The sequence below is a fragment of the Micromonospora sp. NPDC048935 genome, assembly GCF_043197875.1.
GTDB lineage: Bacteria > Actinomycetota > Actinomycetes > Mycobacteriales > Micromonosporaceae > Micromonospora.
The window spans coordinates 44,482-65,167 of sequence record NZ_JBICTZ010000001.1 but is presented as its reverse complement, the minus strand read 5'-3'; the positions used below and the strand labels follow the sequence as shown (position 1 = coordinate 65,167).

18 protein-coding genes are annotated in these 20,686 nt (G+C 69.5%); 12 read left to right on the top strand and 6 right to left on the bottom strand.

Annotated features, from left to right (window positions below; genetic code table 11):
- Positions 1-53 precede the first annotated feature (53 nt).
- From ACGFIW_RS00295 to ACGFIW_RS00280, 4 genes are all read left to right on the top strand, one after another.
- Complete coding sequence (locus tag ACGFIW_RS00295; RefSeq protein ID WP_393310053.1) at positions 54-1,508, top strand: glycoside hydrolase family 3 N-terminal domain-containing protein; 1,455 nt, start codon at positions 54-56, stop codon at positions 1,506-1,508.
- A 173-nt stretch (positions 1,509-1,681) separates the two neighbouring features.
- The gene (locus ACGFIW_RS00290; protein ID WP_393310051.1) at positions 1,682-2,311 is read left to right on the top strand and encodes a hypothetical protein; all 630 of its coding nucleotides are present in this window, start codon (positions 1,682-1,684) and stop codon (positions 2,309-2,311) included.
- Positions 2,308-2,802, top strand: a complete 495-nt coding sequence (locus ACGFIW_RS00285) for a thiol-disulfide oxidoreductase DCC family protein (protein ID WP_393310049.1) — start codon at positions 2,308-2,310, stop codon at positions 2,800-2,802. The genes ACGFIW_RS00290 and ACGFIW_RS00285 overlap by 4 nt, the downstream gene beginning before the upstream one ends.
- Positions 2,765-3,463: a TetR family transcriptional regulator gene (locus ACGFIW_RS00280; RefSeq protein ID WP_393310047.1), complete on the top strand. Its 699-nt coding sequence runs from the start codon at positions 2,765-2,767 to the stop codon at positions 3,461-3,463. Before ACGFIW_RS00285 ends, ACGFIW_RS00280 begins: the two co-directional genes overlap by 38 nt.
- A gap of 223 nt (positions 3,464-3,686) precedes the next feature.
- On the opposite strand, the gene ACGFIW_RS00275 is transcribed toward ACGFIW_RS00280, so the two are convergent.
- A complete protein-coding gene (locus ACGFIW_RS00275; protein WP_393310045.1) occupies positions 3,687-4,349 on the bottom strand; it encodes a GNAT family N-acetyltransferase in 663 nt (220 codons plus the stop codon).
- 164 nt (positions 4,350-4,513) lie between these two features.
- Here ACGFIW_RS00275 and ACGFIW_RS00270 point away from each other — a divergent pair, with 164 nt between their 5' ends.
- Both ACGFIW_RS00270 and ACGFIW_RS00265 read left to right on the top strand, forming a co-directional pair.
- Entirely contained in the window at positions 4,514-4,708 is a 195-nt protein-coding gene (locus tag ACGFIW_RS00270) for a DNA repair protein (protein ID WP_393310043.1), read from the top strand.
- Positions 4,709-4,834: 126 nt separating this feature from the next.
- A complete protein-coding gene (locus ACGFIW_RS00265) occupies positions 4,835-5,353 on the top strand; it encodes a hypothetical protein (protein ID WP_393310041.1) in 519 nt (172 codons plus the stop codon).
- Positions 5,354-5,363: 10 nt separating this feature from the next.
- On the opposite strand, the gene ACGFIW_RS00260 is transcribed toward ACGFIW_RS00265, so the two are convergent.
- The gene (locus ACGFIW_RS00260) at positions 5,364-6,095 is read right to left on the bottom strand and encodes a Clp protease N-terminal domain-containing protein (RefSeq protein WP_393310039.1); all 732 of its coding nucleotides are present in this window, start codon (positions 6,093-6,095) and stop codon (positions 5,364-5,366) included.
- 141 nt (positions 6,096-6,236) lie between these two features.
- On the opposite strand from ACGFIW_RS00260, the gene ACGFIW_RS00255 reads away from it, so the two are divergent.
- A complete protein-coding gene (locus ACGFIW_RS00255) occupies positions 6,237-7,052 on the top strand; it encodes a DUF72 domain-containing protein (protein WP_393311203.1) in 816 nt (271 codons plus the stop codon).
- 9 nt (positions 7,053-7,061) lie between these two features.
- Here the strand turns inward: ACGFIW_RS00255 and ACGFIW_RS00250 are convergent, their stop codons facing one another.
- Entirely contained in the window at positions 7,062-8,894 is a 1,833-nt protein-coding gene (locus tag ACGFIW_RS00250; RefSeq protein WP_393310037.1) for a glycoside hydrolase family 15 protein, read from the bottom strand.
- A gap of 133 nt (positions 8,895-9,027) precedes the next feature.
- Here ACGFIW_RS00250 and ACGFIW_RS00245 point away from each other — a divergent pair, with 133 nt between their 5' ends.
- Both ACGFIW_RS00245 and ACGFIW_RS00240 read left to right on the top strand, forming a co-directional pair.
- A complete protein-coding gene (locus ACGFIW_RS00245; RefSeq protein ID WP_393310035.1) occupies positions 9,028-9,453 on the top strand; it encodes a VOC family protein in 426 nt (141 codons plus the stop codon).
- Between the two features lies 1 nt (position 9,454).
- The gene (locus ACGFIW_RS00240) at positions 9,455-9,598 is read left to right on the top strand and encodes a hypothetical protein (protein WP_393310033.1); all 144 of its coding nucleotides are present in this window, start codon (positions 9,455-9,457) and stop codon (positions 9,596-9,598) included.
- A gap of 22 nt (positions 9,599-9,620) precedes the next feature.
- Here the strand turns inward: ACGFIW_RS00240 and ACGFIW_RS00235 are convergent, their stop codons facing one another.
- The 3 genes from ACGFIW_RS00235 to ACGFIW_RS00225 form a co-directional block, all read right to left on the bottom strand.
- Positions 9,621-10,826, bottom strand: a complete 1,206-nt coding sequence (locus tag ACGFIW_RS00235) for an aromatic acid exporter family protein (protein ID WP_393310031.1) — start codon at positions 10,824-10,826, stop codon at positions 9,621-9,623.
- Between the two features lie 57 nt (positions 10,827-10,883).
- Positions 10,884-11,180, bottom strand: coding sequence for a DUF6582 domain-containing protein (locus tag ACGFIW_RS00230; RefSeq protein WP_393310029.1), 297 nt, complete (start codon positions 11,178-11,180; stop codon positions 10,884-10,886).
- 131 nt (positions 11,181-11,311) lie between these two features.
- Positions 11,312-14,008, bottom strand: a complete 2,697-nt coding sequence (locus ACGFIW_RS00225) for an RICIN domain-containing protein (protein WP_393310028.1) — start codon at positions 14,006-14,008, stop codon at positions 11,312-11,314.
- Between the two features lie 352 nt (positions 14,009-14,360).
- On the opposite strand from ACGFIW_RS00225, the gene ACGFIW_RS00220 reads away from it, so the two are divergent.
- From ACGFIW_RS00220 to ACGFIW_RS00210, 3 genes are all read left to right on the top strand, one after another.
- Entirely contained in the window at positions 14,361-15,164 is an 804-nt protein-coding gene (locus ACGFIW_RS00220; protein ID WP_393310026.1) for a hypothetical protein, read from the top strand.
- Positions 15,165-15,362: 198 nt separating this feature from the next.
- The gene (lpdA, locus tag ACGFIW_RS00215; RefSeq protein WP_393310024.1) at positions 15,363-16,760 is read left to right on the top strand and encodes a dihydrolipoyl dehydrogenase; all 1,398 of its coding nucleotides are present in this window, start codon (positions 15,363-15,365) and stop codon (positions 16,758-16,760) included.
- A 110-nt stretch (positions 16,761-16,870) separates the two neighbouring features.
- Complete coding sequence (locus ACGFIW_RS00210; RefSeq protein ID WP_393310022.1) at positions 16,871-20,521, top strand: NACHT domain-containing protein; 3,651 nt, start codon at positions 16,871-16,873, stop codon at positions 20,519-20,521.
- Positions 20,522-20,686: the final 165 nt, after the last annotated feature.

The window sequence follows — 20,686 nt, the reverse complement described above, 5'->3', positions numbered from 1 at the left end:
CCACCACCGGTACGACGTTTCGTACCCGCTGGGGCACCGAAGGGGGAGATCACGTGGGGCTGGATCCAGGACTGCGCCGGCTGGCGCTGGGCACGCTGCTCGCCGCGTACCCGGGACCGGTCCCGCCGGACTGGGCGGTCGACCTGCTGGCCGACGGGCTGGCCGGGCACACCCTGTTCGGGACCAACGTGCACGACCCCGCCCAGGTGGCGGCGAGCACCGCGGCGCTGCGCGCCGGCCGCCCGGATGCGCTGATCGCCATCGACGAGGAGGGTGGCGACGTGACCCGGCTGGCGCACGCCACCGGCAGCCCGTACCCCGGAAACGCCGCCCTCGGCGCGATCGGCGACGTGGCGCTCACCCGACGCGTCTACCGGTCGATCGGCGCCGAACTGGCGGCGCTCGGCATCACCGTCAACCTCGCCCCGACCGTCGACGTCAACACCGCCGACGAGAACCCGGTGATCGGCACCCGGTCCTTCGGCGCGGATCCGGTGCGGGTGGCCGCCCACTCGGCCGCCGCCGTGACCGGGTTGCAGGCCGCCGGCGTGGCCGCCTGCGCGAAGCACTTCCCCGGGCACGGCGCCACGGTCACCGACTCGCACCACGAACTGCCCACCGTGGACGCTCCGCTGAGCCTGCTCCGCCAGCGGGACCTGCCGCCGTTCGCGGCGGTCGTCGCCGCCGGTGCGCGCGCCGTGATGACCGCGCACATCCGGGTGCCGTCGCTGACCGGCGCCGATCCGGCCACCTTCAGCCGGGCCGTCCTGGTCGACCTGCTCCGCACCGACCTCGGCTTCACCGGCGCCGTGATCACCGACGCGTTGGAGATGAAGGGCGCGGCGGTGGCGGCCGGCGGGGTCGGGCCGGCCGCGGTCCGCGCCCTGGCGGCCGGGGCCGACCTGCTCTGCATCGGCGCGCGGGTCGACGCCGCGCTTGTCGAGCGGGTGGCCGCCGAGATCGTCGACGCCCTCACCGACGGCCGGCTGGCGACCGCCCGGGTCGAGCAGGCCGCCGGCCGCGCCGCCGACCTCGCCGCCTGGACCCGGGCCGCCGGCGGGTCGCCGGTCACCGGCGACACCGAGCTGGGGTACGCGGCGGCGCGGCGCGCCCTCCGGGTGGACGGCGTGCTCACCGGCCTGGACCGACCACTTGTGGTGCAGTTGCACACCGAGTCGACGATCGCCGAGGGTCGGGTGCCGTGGGGCCTCGGTCCCCACCTGGACGGGGTGCCGGAGATCCGCGTGATCGCCACCGAGACCGGCCCGGCGGAGCTGCGCGGGCTGGCCGGTGACCGACCCATCGTGCTGGTGGGGCGGCACCTGCACCGGCTGCCCGGCGGCCCGGAGCTGGTCACCGCGCTGGCCGCCCAGCATCCGGTGACGGTGGTGGAGATGGGCTGGCCGGCACAGTGGCGCCCGGCGGGCGTGCGCGCCTTCGTCACCACGTACGGCGCGAGCCACGCCAACGGCCGGGCCGCGGCCGAGGCCCTCGGTCTGGCCGGCTGAGCCACGGCGCTCTCCGGCTGAGCCACGGCGCTCTCCGGCTGAGCCACGGCGTTCTCCGGCTGAGCCACGGCGGCCCGGCCGGACGACGCGCTCCAGCAGCACAGTGTCCACAGTCACGTGCCGCCCGTTCTTGAACATGTTCAACATCCACCCTAGGCTGACGACGTCGATAGTTGAACACGTTCAAGAAGGGCGTCCACGTGGACATCAAGGTCTGGATGTACGTGATCTACCTGGCGGTCAGCATCGGTCTGACCATGTGGGTGGCTCGGGCGCTGTCGCGCAACGGGCTGGTCTTCCTGGAGGAGGTGTTCGCCGAGGAACGACTCGCCCGAGCGGTCAACAGCCTCCTGGTCGTCGGCTTCTACCTGCTCAACCTCGGCTACGTCACGGTGGCGATGAGGCACTCCGACCCGGTGCTCTCGACAAGCCAGGCCATGGAGGAACTGTCCCTCAAGATCGGCCTGGTACTGCTGGTGCTCGGCGCGCTGCACTTCTTCAACGTCTTCGCACTGGGTCGCTACCGGCGAAACCGCCTGCGCCAGCTCGCCACCCACCCCCCGATCGCCCCGATCGGCCGCCTCCCCATGCAGCCCACCCCCGCAGGGCCGCAGGTGGTCGGCGCGTACCCGGGCGGACCGCACCCGACCGGCGGGTACCCGACCGGCGCTCAGCCGGCCGGACCCCAGCCGACCAGACCGCAGCAGGCTGGCCCGCAAGCACCCGGACCACAGTCGCCCGGACCACAGTCGGCCGGACCACAGCCCGGCGCCGGCCCGGCGAACAACCCTCCGACCCGATGACCGTGCCACCCGACCACGGCGTCGGTCGGCTCCCGGATCCCACCGCTGGCTCCGGCGGTGGGATCCGGGGGTTCACCGTCCTGTTCGACGCGGCCTGCCCGCTCTGCCGCGCCGCCCGCCGCTGGTTGTCGACCCGCGCCCAGCTCGTACCCCTGGAGTTCGTGCCGGCCGGGTCGGCCGAGGCCCGGCGGCGCTTCCCCGGCCTGGACCACGACGCGACGCTGCGCGACCTCACCGTGATCGCCGACACCGGCGAGGTGTACGCGGGCGACGGCGCCTGGTTCGCCTGCCTGTGGGCGTTGGCCGACCATCGGTCCACGGCCGAGCGGCTGGCCCGGCCGCACCTGCTGCCCCTCGCCCGGCAGGCGGTGGCCACCGCCTCGGCGATCCGGGAGCGGGTCCGCGACCCGTGGGCCGAGCCGACCGACGACCTGGCGGGATACGGTGGCCCCGATGACCGAACAGCCTGCGCAGACGACCACTGCGGGTGACCCAGCCACCGCTCGGGGCGAGCAGACCCGGCAGCTGATCCGGGACACCGCGATGCGGCTGTTCCGCGAGCGTGGTTACGCCCAGACCACCATGCGGGCGATCGCGCAGGAGGCCGGGGTGGCGGTCGGCAACGCCTACTACTACTTCGGCTCCAAGGACCACCTGATCCAGGAGTTCTACGCCCAGTCCCAGGTCGCGCACCATGCGGCCGCACAGCCGGTGCTGGATCGGGAGGAGGCGTTCGGGGCCCGGCTGGCCGGAGTGCTGCACGCGGGGATCGACGTGCTGACGCCGTCGCACGGGTTCGCGGCGACCTTCTTCAAGACGGCGGCCGAGCCCACCTCCCCGCTGAGCCCCTTCTCCGCGGAGTCCTCCGGCCCCCGCCAGGCCGCCATCGACCTCTTCGACGAGGTGTTGACGGGCTCGACGGCAAAGGTCGACGCCGAGCTTCGCCCGCAACTGCCTGAGTTGCTCTGGCTCGCGTACATGGGTGTGATCCTCTACTGGGTGCACGATCGATCGCCGGGCCAAACCAAGACCCGGCAGCTGATCGACGGGGCCGTACCACTGATCGACCGGCTCGTGGCGCTGTCCCGGCTCCGGGTCCTCCGGCCGGTGACCCGCCAGGTGCTGGACCTGATTCGCACGCTCCGTCACTGACCGGCCGGCACCTGCCGACCGGCGAAGAAGCAGGTCAAGTCCACTTTTCGACACTCCGAACGGACAGCATCAGCCTTGCCCAGAGCCCGTTCTATACGTAGCGTGATCGCCACGTAGCGGCTCGCCCACGGCGGGGCCGTCACACCCGGAACCGGGGCCTGGGGAGAGGTCGCGGACCGTGGATCCGGCCCGGGATCCACGGTCCGCTCGCGCCCGTCGCCGCTCAGCGCGGATAGACCCCGTACGCGCGCCAGCCCCGGTCCGGGAAACCTGCCGCGTCGGCGACCCGGGCCGAGGCGAGATTGTCCCGCTCGTGCAGGTAGGTCGGCACCGCCCCCTCGTCGAGGACCCGTCGCGCCGCCTGCGCCACGAGTCGGCGGGCGAGGCCACACCCCCGGGCGGCCGGCGCGGTGCCGACGGCCAACTCGTGCCCGTACGCGTCGTGCCGTTTGATCCCGGCACCGGCCAGGTAGGCGCCGTCCGGGTCACGGACCACCAGCACCGGTCGGTCGAAGAGCCGCAGCCAGGGCGGCAGACCGGGGGCCGTCGAGGGGGTCCACTCCCCCACGTCGGGCAGCGGCGCGGGGGCCGTACTCCATCGGAAGCGGCCGTCGTGCACGCACCAGTCGGGCATTCCCACGGCCTGCGGCAGCGCGGCGAGGAACCGGTCCGGCGTGCGGCGGACCAGTGCACGGATCGCCGCCACCCGCTCCGGCGCCACGGAGAGCACGCCACTTCGCCCGGTGTCCACGGCGAGTGCGGGGCGCAGCCGGCCGTCCCAGGCCGGTGCGGCGCGTCGGTGCGACGCGACCACGTGCGTGCCCGGCCCGCTCGGCCACTGGCCGAGCCAGGTGGCCAGGTGTAGCTGGACCCGCCGGTCGAGCATGTGCACCTCCCCCGCCGCCCCACCCGTCGTGGATCACCGTACGCCGGGCCGCCCGGCCGGGGCGGACGATCCCTCAGGGCCGGGCGGGCACGCCCGTCTGGTGCGGCAATCGACCGTCATATCTATTTTTCAACCTGGACACCTTTGTTTGCGACGGTAGGGCAATGCCGAATGAGCCTTACCACCACCACCAGCAGGACCCCGAGCGACTCTGGCGCACCACGGGGACCGTTGGCGGCATCCTGCCCCAGCCGCGCTACCGCAACCCCCGGGCGATCGGCGGCAGCGCCCTGTCCTGGGCCGGGCTGAACAAGCTGGCCGGCGGCAGTTCCAGTCGACACCGCCTGAACACGCACTGACTCGCCGGTCGACCGGCAGCCCCCGTTCGGCGACACACCGGGGAGGTCCAGCGCGGTCTTTCGCACACCTGTCGGGTAATTTCTTGTGGTCCGGCATCCCGGCCTACGACAGGAGAAGCTCCGCGCATGGGCAAGAAGACGATCCACGTCTCCGACTTCACCGGCACGGTTCTACAGCAGGACGACGAGGTGGTGCGCGTCGTCGTGCTGGAGCACCCGGACCTGGTCGCCGGGCCCGTGCAGTTGGACGCCACCCCGAGCGAGGTCGAGCACATCGACGACGCCGCTCTCGACGTGGCGGTGGTGGAGATCCACGACCGGCACGGCGGCGGCGAGCCGCGTCGGGTGGTGTTGACGGCCAGCGAGTTCGACGCGATGGCCACCGACGTGCCGATGGCGCAACTGTTGCGGACCGCCGAGCGGGTCCGCCCACCCAAGGCACGCAAGACCGCCGAGAAGATCGACTACGGCACGCTGGAGCACGCCGGCAAGCCGCACCGCGGCCGGGTCACCGAGGAGGAGGCCCGTCTGGTCCGCGAGCGGCTCGACGAGGTCAACAAGCGCCTCGCCGACGCGGGCGTGCGCCAGATCGACCCCGCCGACCCGGAGCACGCCCTGCGCTACGGCTTTCCCGAGGTGCCCTGACCCCGGGGCCTCACTTCTGCTGCGCGGTGAAGGCGGCGAGCGCCGCGGCCAGGTCGGCCTCGACTGTCGCCTTCGTCAGGCCGAGATCGGTGAGGGCACCGGCGCCGTCCTCCTGCTCCAGCAGGGCGAGCAGGAGGTGTTCGGTGCCGATGTAGTTGTGCCCGAGGCGCAGCGCCTCCCGGAAGGTCAGCTCCAACGCCTTCTTGCCGCGCGCGTTGTACGGGATGAGGTCCGGGACCTGCTCGGCCGGCGGCGGGAGGGTGGCACCCACCTTCTCCCGCACCGCCTCGGGGGTGGCACCCCGCCCGACCATCACCTTGGCGGCCAGCCCCTCCGGCTCGGCCAGCAGGCCCAGGACCAGGTGCTCGGGGCCGATCTCGGCGTTTCCGGCGGCGCGGGCCTCCTCCTGTGAGGCCATCACCACGTTGCGGGCCCGGGGGGTGAACCGGCCGAAGGCCTCGTTCGGGTCGAGCGGCAGCCCGTCGGACGCCTTCGATACGAAGCGCTTCTGGGCCGCCTGCTTGGTGACGCCCATGCTGCGGCCGATGTCGGTCCAGGAGGCACCGGAGCGGCGTGCCTGGTCGACGAAGTGCCCGATCAGGTGGTCGGCGACCTCGCCGAGGTGGTCGGCGGCGATGACCGCGTCGGTGAGCTGGTCGAGCGCGTCGGTGTGCGCCCTCTTGATCGCCTGGATCAGGTCGTCGAGCTTGACGGTGTTGCTCATCTGGAGATGATCTGTCATGCGTCAACCATAAGTTGACGATTCCCCTGCGTCAACCCTGAGTTGACGACCGTCCGTCCGGTCGCATCGGCCCGCCCGGATACGGTGGGCTCCGGTCCGGCGGCGGGAAGGGCGGTCATGCGGCTGCACGTGGGGTGCGCGATGTGGAGCCACCGGTCGTGGCCGGGGCACCCGCTGCCGTCGGCAGAGCGCCTGCGGCACTACGCCAGCTGGTGCGACGCGGTGGAGGGCAACACGACGTTCTACGCGACCCCCGCCCGGGACACCGTGTCGTCGTGGGCCGCGCAGACGGATCCCGACTTCCGGTTCGTCCTCAAGCTTCCGAAGGTCATCACCCACGAACGCCGGCTCACCGCCGTCGGCGACCCACTGCACGCCTTCCTGGACGCGATCGAGCCGCTCGGTCCACGCGTACACGCCCTCTGGATCCAACTGCCCGGCTCGTTCGCCCCCACCGACGTCCCGACCCTGCGCCGATTCCTGGGTCAACTCCCGCAGTCGCACCGGTACGCGGTGGAGGTCCGCCACCCCGCGTTCTTCGGCGACGCCCACGCGGCCCGGCTGCTGGAGGCGACCCTCGCCGGCGCGTCCGCCGAGTGGATCCCCTTCGACACGACCGCCTTCTTCGCGAGCCCACCCACAAGCGACGCGGAGCGGGACGCCTGGACCAAGAAGCCGCGTGTGCCACTCCGGTCGCTCGCGTTGACCGACCGGCCGATCGTCCGCTACCTCGGCCGCGACGACCCGGCCCGCACCGTCGAGGGCTGGCAGCGCTGGATCGACGTCACCGTGGCCTGGCTACGGGAGGGGCGTTCGCCGACGATGTTCGTGCACACCCCGGACAACGCCGACGCGCCAGCGCTCGCGCGGCGTTTCCACGACGAGGTACGAGCACGGGTACCCGAGCTGGCCGCGCTGCCCGAGCCGATCCCGGTCGAGCCGCTGACGCTGTTCTGACCCGAGCGGTCAGCACTGCTCGCCGAGCAGGTCGTCGAGGTGGGTCGCCGTGCTGATCAGGGACAGGTGACTGAACGCCTGCGGGAAATTGCCGATCTGCGCGCCGGTCGGGGCGATCTCCTCGGCGTAGAGGCCGAGGGAGTTGCTGTAGGTGAGCATCTTCTCGAAGGTCAACCGGGCGTCGTCGAGCCGACCGGCCTGGGCGAGCGCCTGGACGTACCAGAAGGTGCACATGTTGAAGGTGCCCTCGGTGCCCGCCAGGCCGTCCGGCGAGGCCCTCGGGTCGTAGCGGTAGACCAGGCTGTCGGAGACGAGTTCGGTGTCCATCGCCCGCAGCGTCGACTCCCACATCGGGTCGGTCGGCGAGATGAAGTTCAGCCCGGGCATCGCCAGGAGCGAGGCGTCCAGGATCTCCGAACCGTAGTGCTGCACGAACGCCTGCCGCTCCTGGTTGAACCCACGGGTCATGACCTGCTCGTAGATGGCGTCGCGTTCGGCAGCCCAGCGGGCGGTGTCACCGGGGCGCCCCCGGCGTCGGGCGATGCGGATCGCGCGGTCGAGCGCGACCCAGGACAACACCCGCCCGTAGGTGAAGTCCTGCCGGCCGGACCGGGTCTCCCAGATGCCGTCCTCGGGTTGGTCCCAGTGCGCGCAGAGCCAGTCCATCAACCCGGCGGTCTTGCGCCAACCCTGGTACGGCGGGATCAGCCCGTTGCGGTCGGCGAGTTCCATCGAGAGGAGAGCCTCGCCGTAGATGTCGAGTTGCAGTTGGCCCGCCGCACCGTTTCCGATGCGTACCGGGGCCGAACCGCGATACCCCTCCAGGTGATCCAGCACCTCCTCCGGAAGGTCCGGTGAGCCGTCGATCCGGTACATGACCTGTAGCGGGATGTCACCGTCGCGGGCCGCACGAATGCGCGCGTCGAGCCAGAGCAGATACTTCTGGGCCTCGTCGGTGAAGCCCAGGCGCAGCAGCGCGTGCACCGAGAAGGACGCGTCCCGGATCCAGGTGTAGCGGTAGTCCCAGTTACGCTGCCCGCCGATCTGCTCCGGTAGCCCCGCGGTGGGTGCGGCGACGAGGGCGCCGGTCGGCGCGTACGTCATCAGTTTGAGCGTGATCGCCGACCGCTCGACCACCTCCCGCCAGCGACCCGTGTAGCGGGAACCACCCGCCCAGCGTCGCCAGTAGTCACGGGTCTGGGCGAGCAGGTCGCACGCCTCCTCGGTGGTGAGCGCCCGGGGGGCGTGCGGGCAGGCCGTCTCCAGGACCACCCCGCCGATGTCGCCCTGCCGCAGGGTGAACGACGCGGACACCCCGTCGGCGTCCCGCCGGATGTCCCTGGGGTTGAACACCCGTTCCACGTTCTTGAAGGGAGCGAGGGTGAGGGTCAGCGTCCGGCTCCGGAAGACGTCACCCTCGGGGTGCACCTCAAGGGTGTACGGATCGCGCCCGTAGTTGAACCGGGGCCGGCAGTCGAAGCGGAACCGCATGCTCCCCCGGACCATCCGGACCAGACGGATCAGCACGTGCCGGTCGGTGGTCCGTGCACCGGTGACGGGCATGAAGTCCAACAGCTCCGCGACGCCGTCGGCGCTGTGGAAGCGGGTGATCAGGATCGGCGTACCGGGCAGGTAGAGCTGTTTGCTCGCGTAGTCGACGCCGTCGGGCGACAGCTGGAAGTGGCCGCCCCGGTGGCGGTCCAACAGCGCGGCGAAGACGCTCGGGGAGTCGAAACGGGGCGCACAGAACCAGTCGACCGTGCCGTCCGTGCTGATCAGCGCCGCGGTCTGCAGGTCACCGATCAGGCCGTGTTCCTCCACCGCCGGGTAGGCCGTCGCCACGCTGCCCCCACATTCGTCGAGCCAACGGGGGCGACTACCCGCGAATCGACGGCCTACACGCGCGATTGCGGAACCGCACCTTCCGCAATCGTCGATAGCGTCGCCACCGCACACATCGATGAGAGGACACCTGATGAGCCTGCGAGGATTTGCCACACTCAACATCTGGGCGGACGACGTGGAGGCCGCCACCAGGTGGTACGCGGAATTCCTCGGCGTCGAGGCGTACTTCATGCGCCCGGGGCCCGACGGACGCCCGGCCTACACCGAGTTCCGGATCGGTGACTACCAGGCGGAACTGGGCATCATCGACCGCAGGTTCGGCCCGCCCGACGCCGCGACGGGGCCCGGGGGCGTGGTCATGCACTGGTACGTCGACGACCTCGACGCGACGGTCAGGCGTCTGCTGGCGATGGGTGCCACGGAGTACCAGCCGATCACCCCACACGGGGACGAGGGGTTCATCACCGCGTCGGTCGTCGACCCGTTCGGCAACGTGCTGGGCGTCATGAAGAACCCGCACTACGAAGAGATCCTGGCCGCGCTGAAGGGCAGCTGACGTGGAGGTGCTCGACGTGGCCCTCTGCCATGGCCGGATCGACGGTCAACGCACGACGTTGGACGACCTGCCGGTGCTCAGGGCCCGCACTCCGGAGAGCCGTGCGAAGGTGCTTGCCCGGGGGGCCGCGCGACTGACCGGGTAGTGGCGGCGGACGGTGGCCGGGCTCAGGTCCATTCGTCCCGGTCCACCGTCCGCCGCACCAACGCCGCAGCCCGGTCGATGTCCAACCCGCTGGCGATGAGTAGGTCATGGGCGGTCATGCGAAATTCACCAGCGGCAATCAGGCCCGAGTACCCCATCCGGTGGGTGTGCGGGCGGGTGAGGTCCGGCACGGCCTCCCCCTGCGCCCTGCCGACCAACTCCACGGCCGCCACGATCTGCTGGCGCGCCCTCCGCGGCTCGGCACGCGCCCGAATGGCGCATCTCAGGGTCTGTACGCTGGTGGCCAACAGGTCCACGGCCGCCGGAAACTCCTCCGGTACCGGCTCCCCGTCGATGAGGGCCTGCGTGAGCCTCCTCGCGATGGACCGGCAGCCGTGCAGACTGCGCTCCAGATGACGGACGGCCTGGGTGTAGAAGGCCAGCGAGGTGCGGTCACGCCAGCGTAGTGGCGCCAGTCGCACCACCTCCTGCGCGGCGTTCAGCCCCTCGTCGAGCGCGGTCAGCCGGGGCGTGAGGTCCCGCAGTGCGTCCAGGCACCGCTGGGCCTCGTCAAGACTGCGGAGGCGCAGCGCCGCGGCCAGGGCGTGCATGGTCGCGATGGCCGGATCGAGGACGGGTTCGGCCAACCGCCGGACTGTCCGCTGCGGATGGAGCGGCACCAGCAGCAATCCGACTCCCAGCCCGATCAGCCCTCCGACCGCGGCGTCGACGAAGCGAGGCACGGACAGTTCACGCACCGGTGGTTCCAGGGTGGCGATGAGCACCGCCGTGCCGCCGGCCTGGGTGAGCAGGGCACCACCGCCCTTGAGCAGCACCGCGACGATGATCGCCAGCACGACGACGACGCCGGTCTGCCAGGCCCCGATGCCGAACAGCGGCATGAGCACGTCACCGACGGCGAGGCCGAGAATCACCCCCACCAGCAGCTCGACGGTGCGCCGCAGGCGCGAGCCCATCGAGGCGGCCACGATGCCGACCGCCGAGGTGGGCGCGAGGACCGGGGCGGGATTGTCCAGGAACTGGTACCCCACGAACCAGGCGAGCGCCGCCGCGACGCCGGCCTGCACGGCGAGCAGGCCGAGCAGCCGCAACCGCCAGGCGCGGACGCGTACCGCGTGCCGTGCCCGCTCGCGCAGGCCGGCCATCGTTCGGGACACCCCGCTCGGGTGTGGGCCGAGATCAGCCGCCGGCTCCTGCTTCGCGGGCATTCGCGTCGGTTACCCGCAGAAGGCGGACCTATCCGGCGAACCGAGCGGGTGACCCGGTCAGTGGGCGGGATTCGGCGTGTGCGGGAGTTTGCCGAGTTGACGCCAGTTCGTCTCGGCGACCTCGACGCCGTAGTGCCTGGCGGCGGCGAGGATGTTCTGGAAGGCCAGGTCCCGGTCCGCGTCGGTGACGCCCTGCACCTGGTCGAACCGGGCGATGGCGTTGCGGACGTGACCCGCGTCGGTCATCGGTTCCTTGCGTTCACGCGGGAACGCGAAGACGGTTTCCGGCAGCTCGCGCTTGTCCTTGCTCGACAGGCCGCCGTGCTTCTCGTGGGGCTTCCAGGTCGACTTCATCACCCAGCATTACCCACTCCGGTGGCCGGCTAGCACCCCGTGACCCGATGGTGCTGCCCGCGACCGGCCGATCCCTCCCGGGTCGGGCTGGCACCGGGGCCGGGCCGTGTCGCCCGGCCCCGGTGGGTCAATCAACTACGCAGGGTCCACCGCTGGTTCGCGCCCCCGTTGCAGGCCCAGAGGATGACCTTCGTGCCGTTGGCGGTGGCAGCGCCGTTGGCATCGAGGCAGAGCCCGGACTGGGCGTTCGTGATGGTGCCGTTGGTGTTGATGTTCCACTGCTGGTTCGTGCCGCCGTGGCAGTCCCAGATGATGACCGCGGTGCCGTTGGCCGTGCCGGCCCCCGACGCGTCCAGGCACTTGTTGCCGTACACGGTCAACTGCTTGCTGGCGGTCTGGGTCCACCGCTGGTTGGCGGCGCTGGAGCAGTCCCAGAGTTGCGTCTGGGTGCCGTTGGTGGTCGAGGAGTTGGGCACCTCGACACAGCGGCTGGACTGGCCACCCACGAGTTGCCCGACGCCCGTACCGCCGCCACCGCCCTGCTGTTGCCGGACGATGAAGGTCGACTCCGCCGACCGGTTGCCCTGCGCGTCAACCACGTAGAGCCGGTACTCGCCCTGGGTCGTCGGCGCGGCGATGGACGTGGCGTTGCCGGCCGCCCTGGTCATCGTCGCCCCGGCGGTGAAGGTGGTCGTGCCGGACGGCGCCAGCCAGACCGACTTGGTGGCGTCGCCGGTGCTGCGGATCGGGATCGACGCCGTGGCAGTGGTGACGAACGTGCTGGCCGGCAGCACGTAGTTCGGCGCGGAGAAGGTGCTCGCCGGAACGATGTCCCGGTAGGCGTCCTCAAGGCCGGAGTTCGCGGCGATGCTGTAGGCCGCCGCGGGCCAGACATAGTCGGAGGAGACGAGGATGTCGGCGACCGTGCTGTTCGGCAGGTTCTTGTTCGAGACCTTGTTGATCGGGCCGTAGATCTGCGTGATGCTCAGATCGTGCTTGCGCCCGAAATCATCCGAATTGATCATCCAGGTGACGTTCTTGTCGATGCTCAGCACATTGTCACGGAACGTGATGAACGCGGATCCCTCGTCCGGGTGCAGCCCGTACTTGTGACCCGACGGAACGCCCTGGAGATAGTTGTTGGTGATCATCGTCCCGGGCTGGCTGCCGAGCGTGTAGATGGGGGCCGTGTCGCTGAGGCGCTGCACCGTGTCGATGATGTGGTTGTAACTGATGTTGTTGTTTCGCGCCGTCGTGGTGGGTCGGTTGGGCACGATCGAGCCCGATGATCCATCGAAGTTCCACCAGCCCCAGCCGAGGGTGATGCCCGACCACGGAGTTTTCTCGATCCGGTTGTGCTGGATGGTGAGGGTGTCCGCGAAGTAGGCCGAGATGGGGCTGTGCCCGTTGAACAGGACGGCGCTGTCGTAGAGATAGTTGTTCTTGATGTCGATGTTCTTCGGCAGCCCCTCGACCTGCGCGGAGTACTTCTCGCGGTTCGTCGACGTGCCGTCTCCGATGTAGACGTGCTGGGGATGGCCCACCAGGATCGCGGAGCCGGCGATGTCGTTTGTGGAGTTGCCGATCAACTGCGAGCCCTGCACGTCGTTGACCATGCTGATGCCGTCGGCACCGGTGTGCTGGATCCGGTTGCGTTGCAGGAGGATCCCGTCGGCGTTCTGCACCTGGAGAATGCCGGGAGTGACATCCACGTTGCGGTAGTAGTAGACGTGGAAGTTGCCCTTCGCGTACACCTGGGCACCGAGGTTGCCCTGCTGCGCCTGCTTGAAGGACGCGCCGGCGACGTTGAACAGGTTCCAGTCGGAGTGCTGCATCGTCAGGCCGGAGAACGTGATGTTGCGCGCGTGGCTGCTGGTCGAGGTGCCGGCGACCCGCAGCAGGGTGGTGACGTTGTTCGGCGCGTAGACGGTCGCGGTCGACATGTTGTCGGCACTGGCCTTGTAGTAGTAGACCGTCTTGGTGCCCTTGTCGAAGTAGAACTCGCCCGGCGCGTCCAGGAACTCGTAGGCGTTCATGAGCTTGTGGGTGCCGCCCACCTGGGCGTTGCCGTTGAACGAGCCCTGGGCGATCGCCGCTCCCGGCTGCTGGAACAGGGCGACCCGGTTCGCGCCGTCGGTGGTCACCTGGCGGACGCCCACGATGGCCGTGGTCCAGGTCGTGCCGGTCTCGATCTCGATGTCGTCCTGGTTGCGCGGAATGGCGGGGAAGTCGCTCTGGCTGTATTTCGCGCCGTCACACTGCGAGCCCGATTCCCAGGCCCACGCGGCCTGGTTGGCGGTGATGTTGTACGTCCCGTAGCACCCGCCCGAGCTGATCGTCTTCGACGCCATGAGGGCACGCTTGTCATTGACGTACAGCGCCCGCAGCTTGTTGGCGCGGTCCAGTGGCGCCTTCCAGATGTTGCCGCTGTGCTGGGTCCACCCCGTCACCTGGACACCACCGTCGAGAACCGGCTTCTCACCGGGGTAGGCGCCATAGCTGACCCGGAATCCGTTGGTGCCCGAGTCACTCGCGCCGAACTCGACTGTGCTGCTGATCGGATAACTCCCACCGCGCAGCAGGACGTTGATGTCGCCGGTCATGTTCGTATTCACCGTACGAACGACATCCCGTGCGCGTTGCAGGGTCTTGAATGGGGATTCGAGCGTCCCCGCGTTGGTGTCGCTGCCGTCCGGGGCGACGTAATAGGTCGCCTGAACCGCGGCCGAGGCCGGTAGCTGATTCGTCAGCACGGCCGGCACTGCGGCGGAGACGAAGACCGCGAGCGCCAACAATGACGTTCGAGCGGTGGATATGGCTGATTTCACGTGCTGTTCCTTTCACTTGCCGTCGACGGGATGCCGAATGTGGGTATCGAGCGACGAGCACGGAACAGCGACGCCACTAAGGACTGGCGGAGGGGCTGCTGCCGCCCGACCGCACTCTTTTTCCAATCGCTACGAAGCTCTCCCAGGGACTGTATGTCGAACGTGTGACGACTGCAACAGTCAATTAAGAGTGGTCAATGCGCAAAGACACTCGTACCGGGCAGAACGCCCGAGCCCCGCCCCCGGCACCGCTGGCATCGTCCGATGAATCCTCGACGAGCGATCACGCTGCCCAGCGGGCTGAGTACGAGCACTCATCCGGCCGCCGCCGCCGGCCGGCATGCTCGACGCCATGGCTCCTGCGCACCGACCCGGTCGGCCACGCCCCGGCACCCGGCGACGGCTCGGCTCCGCGCCTCTGGTCTGCGGCGTGTTGGCACTCTGCCTGGCGTCGGCCGGGTGCGCGGAGTACGGCGACGGCACCTCGATGGCACGGGACCACGCCGCGTCCGAGGCGAAGCGCCTCGACGAGAAGCTCGGCCATCGCAATCGGGTGCGCGACGCCGAGTACATCGCCGCGACCGAAGTCCTCGACCCCACCGAGGGCGGCACCTCGAACGTCCGACGTGAGCCGCTGGCCTGGTCCGGCCGAACGACAGGCGACGAGCAGGCCACCATCGACGTCCGGTTCGTGGTGACGGTGGACGAAGACCACGGTGGGACCTTCGGCAACGCCGGCCACTCCGCCGGTCAGGCCACCCGGTGCTACCGCTACCTGCTGGAGTTCGCTCGCAACACCTCATCCGAAGAGATCGACTGCCCCTCCGTGCGGACGCCTCCGGTGCCGGTCGCCAGGCCGTACCCGGCGATGCCCGACGATGCGCGCGACCGGCTCGCGGTGGCGCTGCGCACCGCCACGCCCGACACCCTCGCGGGCACCGTGCGAGCCGCCTTCCCGGAGAGGCACGTCACCGTCGACACGACCACCCACGGGAAGGCCCTCGTCGCCGTGCTGGGTGTGCCCGCCGAGCGGCAGTGTCTCCTGCTGGTCCGGACTCCCGGCGGAGCCATCGAGTCACCGGCGTACGACCCGATCTGGCTGGAACCGGGCGAGACGGGGTGCAACACCGGGTTGTACGTCTCGCCACCGCGCTAGACGAGGAGCTGTGACGCGGGCCGCGCGAGCGGCAGGGGCCGGTGGCACGAACGGGGCTGCCCCGAGACGCGGGAGCAACGGTGCCGCACGCGCTATCAGTAGCTCCCGCACCTCGCACAGCCAACCCGCGAGAGAACAGTTCTTCATCACATAAGTGCATACTCTCGTCGGTACCGTGAGTGTTGTTACGATCCGCGGATGGCTGACGAATTCGACGTCGTGGTGCTCGGCGCCGGTCCCGGTGGTTACGTGGCCGCCATCCGTGCTGCTCAACTTGGTTTGCGCACGGCCGTGGTGGAAGAGAAATACTGGGGCGGGGTGTGCCTCAACGTGGGGTGCATTCCGTCGAAGGCACTTCTCCGCAATGCCGAGCTGGCCCACCTGTTCACGCGCGAGGCCAAGACATTCGGCATCAGCTCGACCGGCGAGGTGACCTTCGATTTCGGGGCCGCGCACGCACGCAGCCGCAAGGTCGCCGACGGCCGGGTCAAAGGCGTGCACTATTTGATGAAGAAGAACCGCATCACCGAGATCAACGGCCGGGGCACGTTCACCGGAGCTGACACGCTGCGCGTCGACGGTCCGGACGGCAGCCGGGCGGTGTCGTTCCGGCACTGCATCATCGCCACCGGTGCCACCCCACGGCTGCTGCCCGGCACCCGGCTCAGCGAGCGCGTGGTGACCTACGAGGAGCAGATCCTGAGTGCCGAGCTGCCCGAGCGAATCGTCATCGCGGGCGCGGGTGCCATCGGGGTCGAGTTCGCGTACGTGCTGCACAACTACGGTGTGCAGGTGAGCATCGTCGAGTTCCTCGATCGGATGCTCCCGCTGGAGGACCCGGAGGTGTCGGCCGAGCTGCGGCGGCACTACCGCCGGCTCGGCGTGGACGTGCTCACGGGCACGCGGGTGGAGCAGATCGAGGAGACCGGCGTCGGGGTGCGGGTCACCGTCTCCCGTGGTGGCGAGCAGCAGGTCATTGAGGCCGACAGGGTTCTCCAGGCCATCGGCTTCACGCCCAACGTCGACGGGTACGGCCTGGACGAGCTGGGCGTCGCGCTCACCCCCCGAGGCGCGATCGAGGTGGACGGCCGCTGCCGCACGAACGTGCCGAACGTCTACGCCATCGGCGACGTCACCGCCAAGCTCATGCTCGCCCACAACGCCGAGGCCATGGGTATCGTGGCGGCCGAGACCATCGCCGGCGCCGAGACCATGGAAATCGACTACGCCATGGTCCCGCGGGCCACCTACTGCCAGCCGCAGGTCGCCAGCTTCGGCTACACCGAGGACGAGGCCCGCAAGCGCGGCTACACCGTGAACGCCGCGAAGTTCCCCTTCACGGCCAACGGCAAGGCCCACGGCCTGGGCGACTCCAGTGGCTTCGTCAAGATCCTCAGCGACGACGCCACCGGCGAGCTGCTCGGCGCCCACCTGATCGGCCCGGATGTGACCGAGCTGCTACCCGAACTCACCCTGGCCCGGCAGTGGGAGCTGCGCGTCACCGAGGTGGCCCGCAACATCCACGCCCATCCGACCCTCGGTGAGGCCGTCAAGGAAGCCATTCACGGCCTGGCCGGCCACATGATCAACATGTAGCGCCGATCGTTGATGTGCCTCCGGGCACTCGAACCCCGCATCCGCAGATCGACAGGTCGGCAATGCGTCCCTCGCTTACGTCCGGCGGGGCGGCGTGATACAAGGCAGTCATGTCTGGAGCGGAGCTATCCACGGCGTTACGGGTTTTGGGCGCCATCGCCAAACCCGCGACCGACAAGCTGAAGCGCCAGGAGGGCGTGGTCGCGGTCCTGCACAAGCTGGGCATGGCACCGGACGCGCCGCCGCCTGACTTCGCGGGCGTCTACACCTACACCGTGGTCGAGTACTGCTACGGCAAGCCAGAGCCGGTCCTCCGGCTGTTCCAGAACCAGTACGTACGCGAGGCGTTCGAGCGGTCCTTTGTGACTGGCGACCCAGCTCACCTCGACCGCGAGGTCGCCGAGATCCTCCAGTGGAACGAGGAGACCGGCGCGCTCGGCCGTCTCGACTACAACCTGGCCCGTGAGGTCACCGGCTTCTCGATGGTTTTCAACCGGCTGGTCGACCGCACCCGCACCGCCGCCGAGACCAGAATGGAGCTCGGGGTCAACGACATCCAGGAGACCCTCGCCGGGCTGGTCCGGCGAATTGATCGAATGGGCACCCGCGAGGAGATCCTGCGGCAGGAGGGCGGGGCGATCACCTCGATCCGGCACCTGGCCAACGAGTTGCGCGAGTGGTTCGCCGCGGTGGAATACCGCATCCTGCGGGAGGTCGAGTCCGGCCCGACGGAGTTCGTCTGGCTGGTGCGGGTGCCAGCCCGCCGCGGGTACGACACCGCTGTCGTCCTCGGCAAGAGTGGCGAGCTCAGCGCCCCGGACGTCACCCGCGCCGCCGGGTTGGTGACGGCACACCACGCGTCCGAGGGCTGGGTGGTCGTGCCCCAGCGGATCAGCAAGGCCGCCCGCGCTGTCGACGAGCAGCTCGACCAGGTCTACTGCTACACCCTCGACGAGCTGATCGATGAGAGCGCCGACTTCGAGCCGTACCTGAAATGGCTTGAGCGCGAGGTCCGCGACCGTCAGATCGAGGAGCGGTTCGTGCCACCGTCCTGCGTGAAGGACGAGCCCGACCGGGGCAGCGGCCGGATCGCCGCCCGAAGCGTCTACTCGTGGCGCGAGGGCGGGCTTGGCGAATACGTGCGATCTTGGTTGGACGACGACACCAAGGAGCACCTGTCGATCCTCGGCGAGTTCGGCATGGGCAAGAGCTGGTTCAGCCTCCACTTCGCCTGGACGATCGCGCAGGAGTGGCGGGCGGCCAAGGCATCCGGCCGAAAACGGCCGCGTCTGCCGCTGGTGATCCCGCTGCGCGACTACGCCAAGGCGGTCAGCCTTGAGTCGCTGTTCAGCGAGTTCTTCTTTCGCAAGCACGAGATCCTGCCCGGCGGCTACGGCGTCTTCGAGGCGTTGAACCGGATGGGTCGACTGCTGCTGATCTTCGACGGCTTCGACGAGATGGCCGCCCGGGTCGACCGCCAGGCGATGATCAACAATTTTTGGGAGCTGGCGCGGGCTGTCGTTCCCGGTTCGAAGGTGTTGCTCACCTGCCGCACCGAACACTTCCCCGAGGCGCGCGAGGGCCGCGACGTGCTCAGCGCCCGGCTGGCCGCCTCGACGCAGGCCCTGACCGGCGAGCCGCCACAGTTCGAGGTGGTCGAGCTTGAGCCATTCGACGACGATCAGGTGGACGAACTGCTCGACAAGCTGACAAGCGGCCCGGCGAAGGACGCCATCCTGCAGAATCAGGACCTGGTCGACCTCATCCGACGCCCGGTCATGGCAGACCTCGTGCTCTCCGCGCTGCCGGTCATCGAGCGCGGTGCGAAGGTCGACATCTCCCGCGTCTATCTGTACGCGGTGCAGCACAAGATCGATGCTGACATCCGGGCCGAGCGTACGTTCACGTCGCTGGCCGACAAGGTCTACTTTCTGTGCGAGCTGTCCGCGTACATGCTCAAAGAGTCGATCCTCAGCATCAACTACCGTGCGATTCCCGACCACATCCGCGCGTGCTTCGGTCCCGCCGTCCAGGAACAACGCGACCTGGACCACTGGCACTACGACATGCTCGGGCAGACCATGCTGGTCCGGAACTCGGAGGGCGACTACTCCCCGGCCCATCGCTCTCTGCTCGAGTTCTTCGCCGCATACCGGATGGCGGCCAAGCTCGGCGTGATGAACGAGGACTTCATGGCCCTGATCGGGTCGGTACGGCCTACGGGCGAGCCGAGGTTCACGTGGTCCGAGCTGCCGTCCATCCCGGCGGACGAGCGCGCCGCCGCGATCGGATGGCGCCCAGAGGGCCTCCAGCAGCTCGTCGACTCCGCTGTCAGTGTCGACACTCCCGCCGTCTTCGACCTGATGAGCCCCATGCTGACCACGAACCCGATCGAGTCGCTCGTCGAGTACCTGCGGTGCACTGCGGAACTGTCCGACAACAACGAGAGCCTGCTAAGCGCGAACCTCATCGAGATCATTGCCCGGATCAACCCGAACGCGCTGCGCGGCCGACAGCTCGACGGCGTCGACCTGCGGTTCGCACAGCTGGATCGGATCAACGCGGGGATGAGCCTGGCCGGCTGCTCGCTGCGCGGAGCCAGGCTTGACTACGCCGACCTGGAGGACGTGGACCTGGCTGGCGCGGATCTGACCGGCGCCCGTCTTGCCACTGCCGACTACCTTGGCTTCGAACGCGGCGCCGTGAATTCCCTCGGCAGCCGCGGCGACCTGCCGGTCGTCTGCTTCACCCGGGACAACCGGATCTACCTGTGGAGGCTGTCCGGCGATCCCGAGCTGATCTTGCAAGCGCCGGACAAGGTGGACGGCGGCGTGATGTTCGACGACGGCAAGACGCTCGTCGTCCACCGGGACGACACGACGGCGTCGCGGCTCGCCAGCGTCCTACACGATCCGGCGACCGGCACGGTCTCGCACCATCCGATCCGCGGGGTCACCGGCGACGCGTGGCAGGTCGGCGACAAGCGCTATCTGCTGGAGCTGCACCCGCGCGAGAACGGCGAGTTGCTGACGCTGCGCGACATCGACGCGGACGTGCTGACCGCCGAGATTTTCCTTGAAGCGGCGAATGTGACCTTCGAGGTGAACGGGGTCGGCCGGGTGTTCGGCCTCAACGTGCTGAGCGGCGACCAGGACGAGATCCTTCCGACATCCGAGGCCGAAATCTTCGAGCTGATCATCGGCGCGGGCCGAGACCTCCGCTACGAACCGCACCGCACGCTGCGGGTCCCCACGGCCGACGCGGACAACATTCAGCTCTACAGTGAGAGTGGCGTCGGCGTGATATCAGTCAGCGACGACGGTCTGCACCTGATGCTGCTCGACGTCGACACGAGCAGCGTGCGCCTGATCGACTTCGTGGACCCGTCCGCGAAACCCTTCAACCGGAGCCTCGACTACCCGGCTCGCAACCTGCGCGCGTTCAAGCTGAGCCGGCACGGCAACGTCGCCGCCGTCCCGTACGCCGGCGGCATTCGCGTGTTCCGCGTCGACGAGCCTGCCCGGCCGATCCTGGAGATCGACCCCAACCGCCATGCCACGAGCTTCACCTTCACCGACCGGGGCCTTCTGGCCGTCGCCGACGCCTACGGCGGCCTCAGTGCCTATGACCTGGCCACCTGCGCTGAGGTCGCCACGGCGAACCTGAGCACCAAGGTCCGTGGTGCGATCTTCCGGGAAGCCGCCGGTCTGCCGCTGGCCGTCCGCGACCACCTCGTCCGCAACGGCGCAATCGTCGAATAGTCGTGCGTTCTCAGCCTCCTGCACCAGCACGCCGACCCGTGCCGTGGTGACCTCGCGTAGACCGCCGCCAACCGAGGGCTGGCCGCCGCCAGCGCCAGCCACGACAACGTCGTCATCGACTCACTCCCCCACACACTCGCTGGCGTCCATCGGCGAATATGCGCA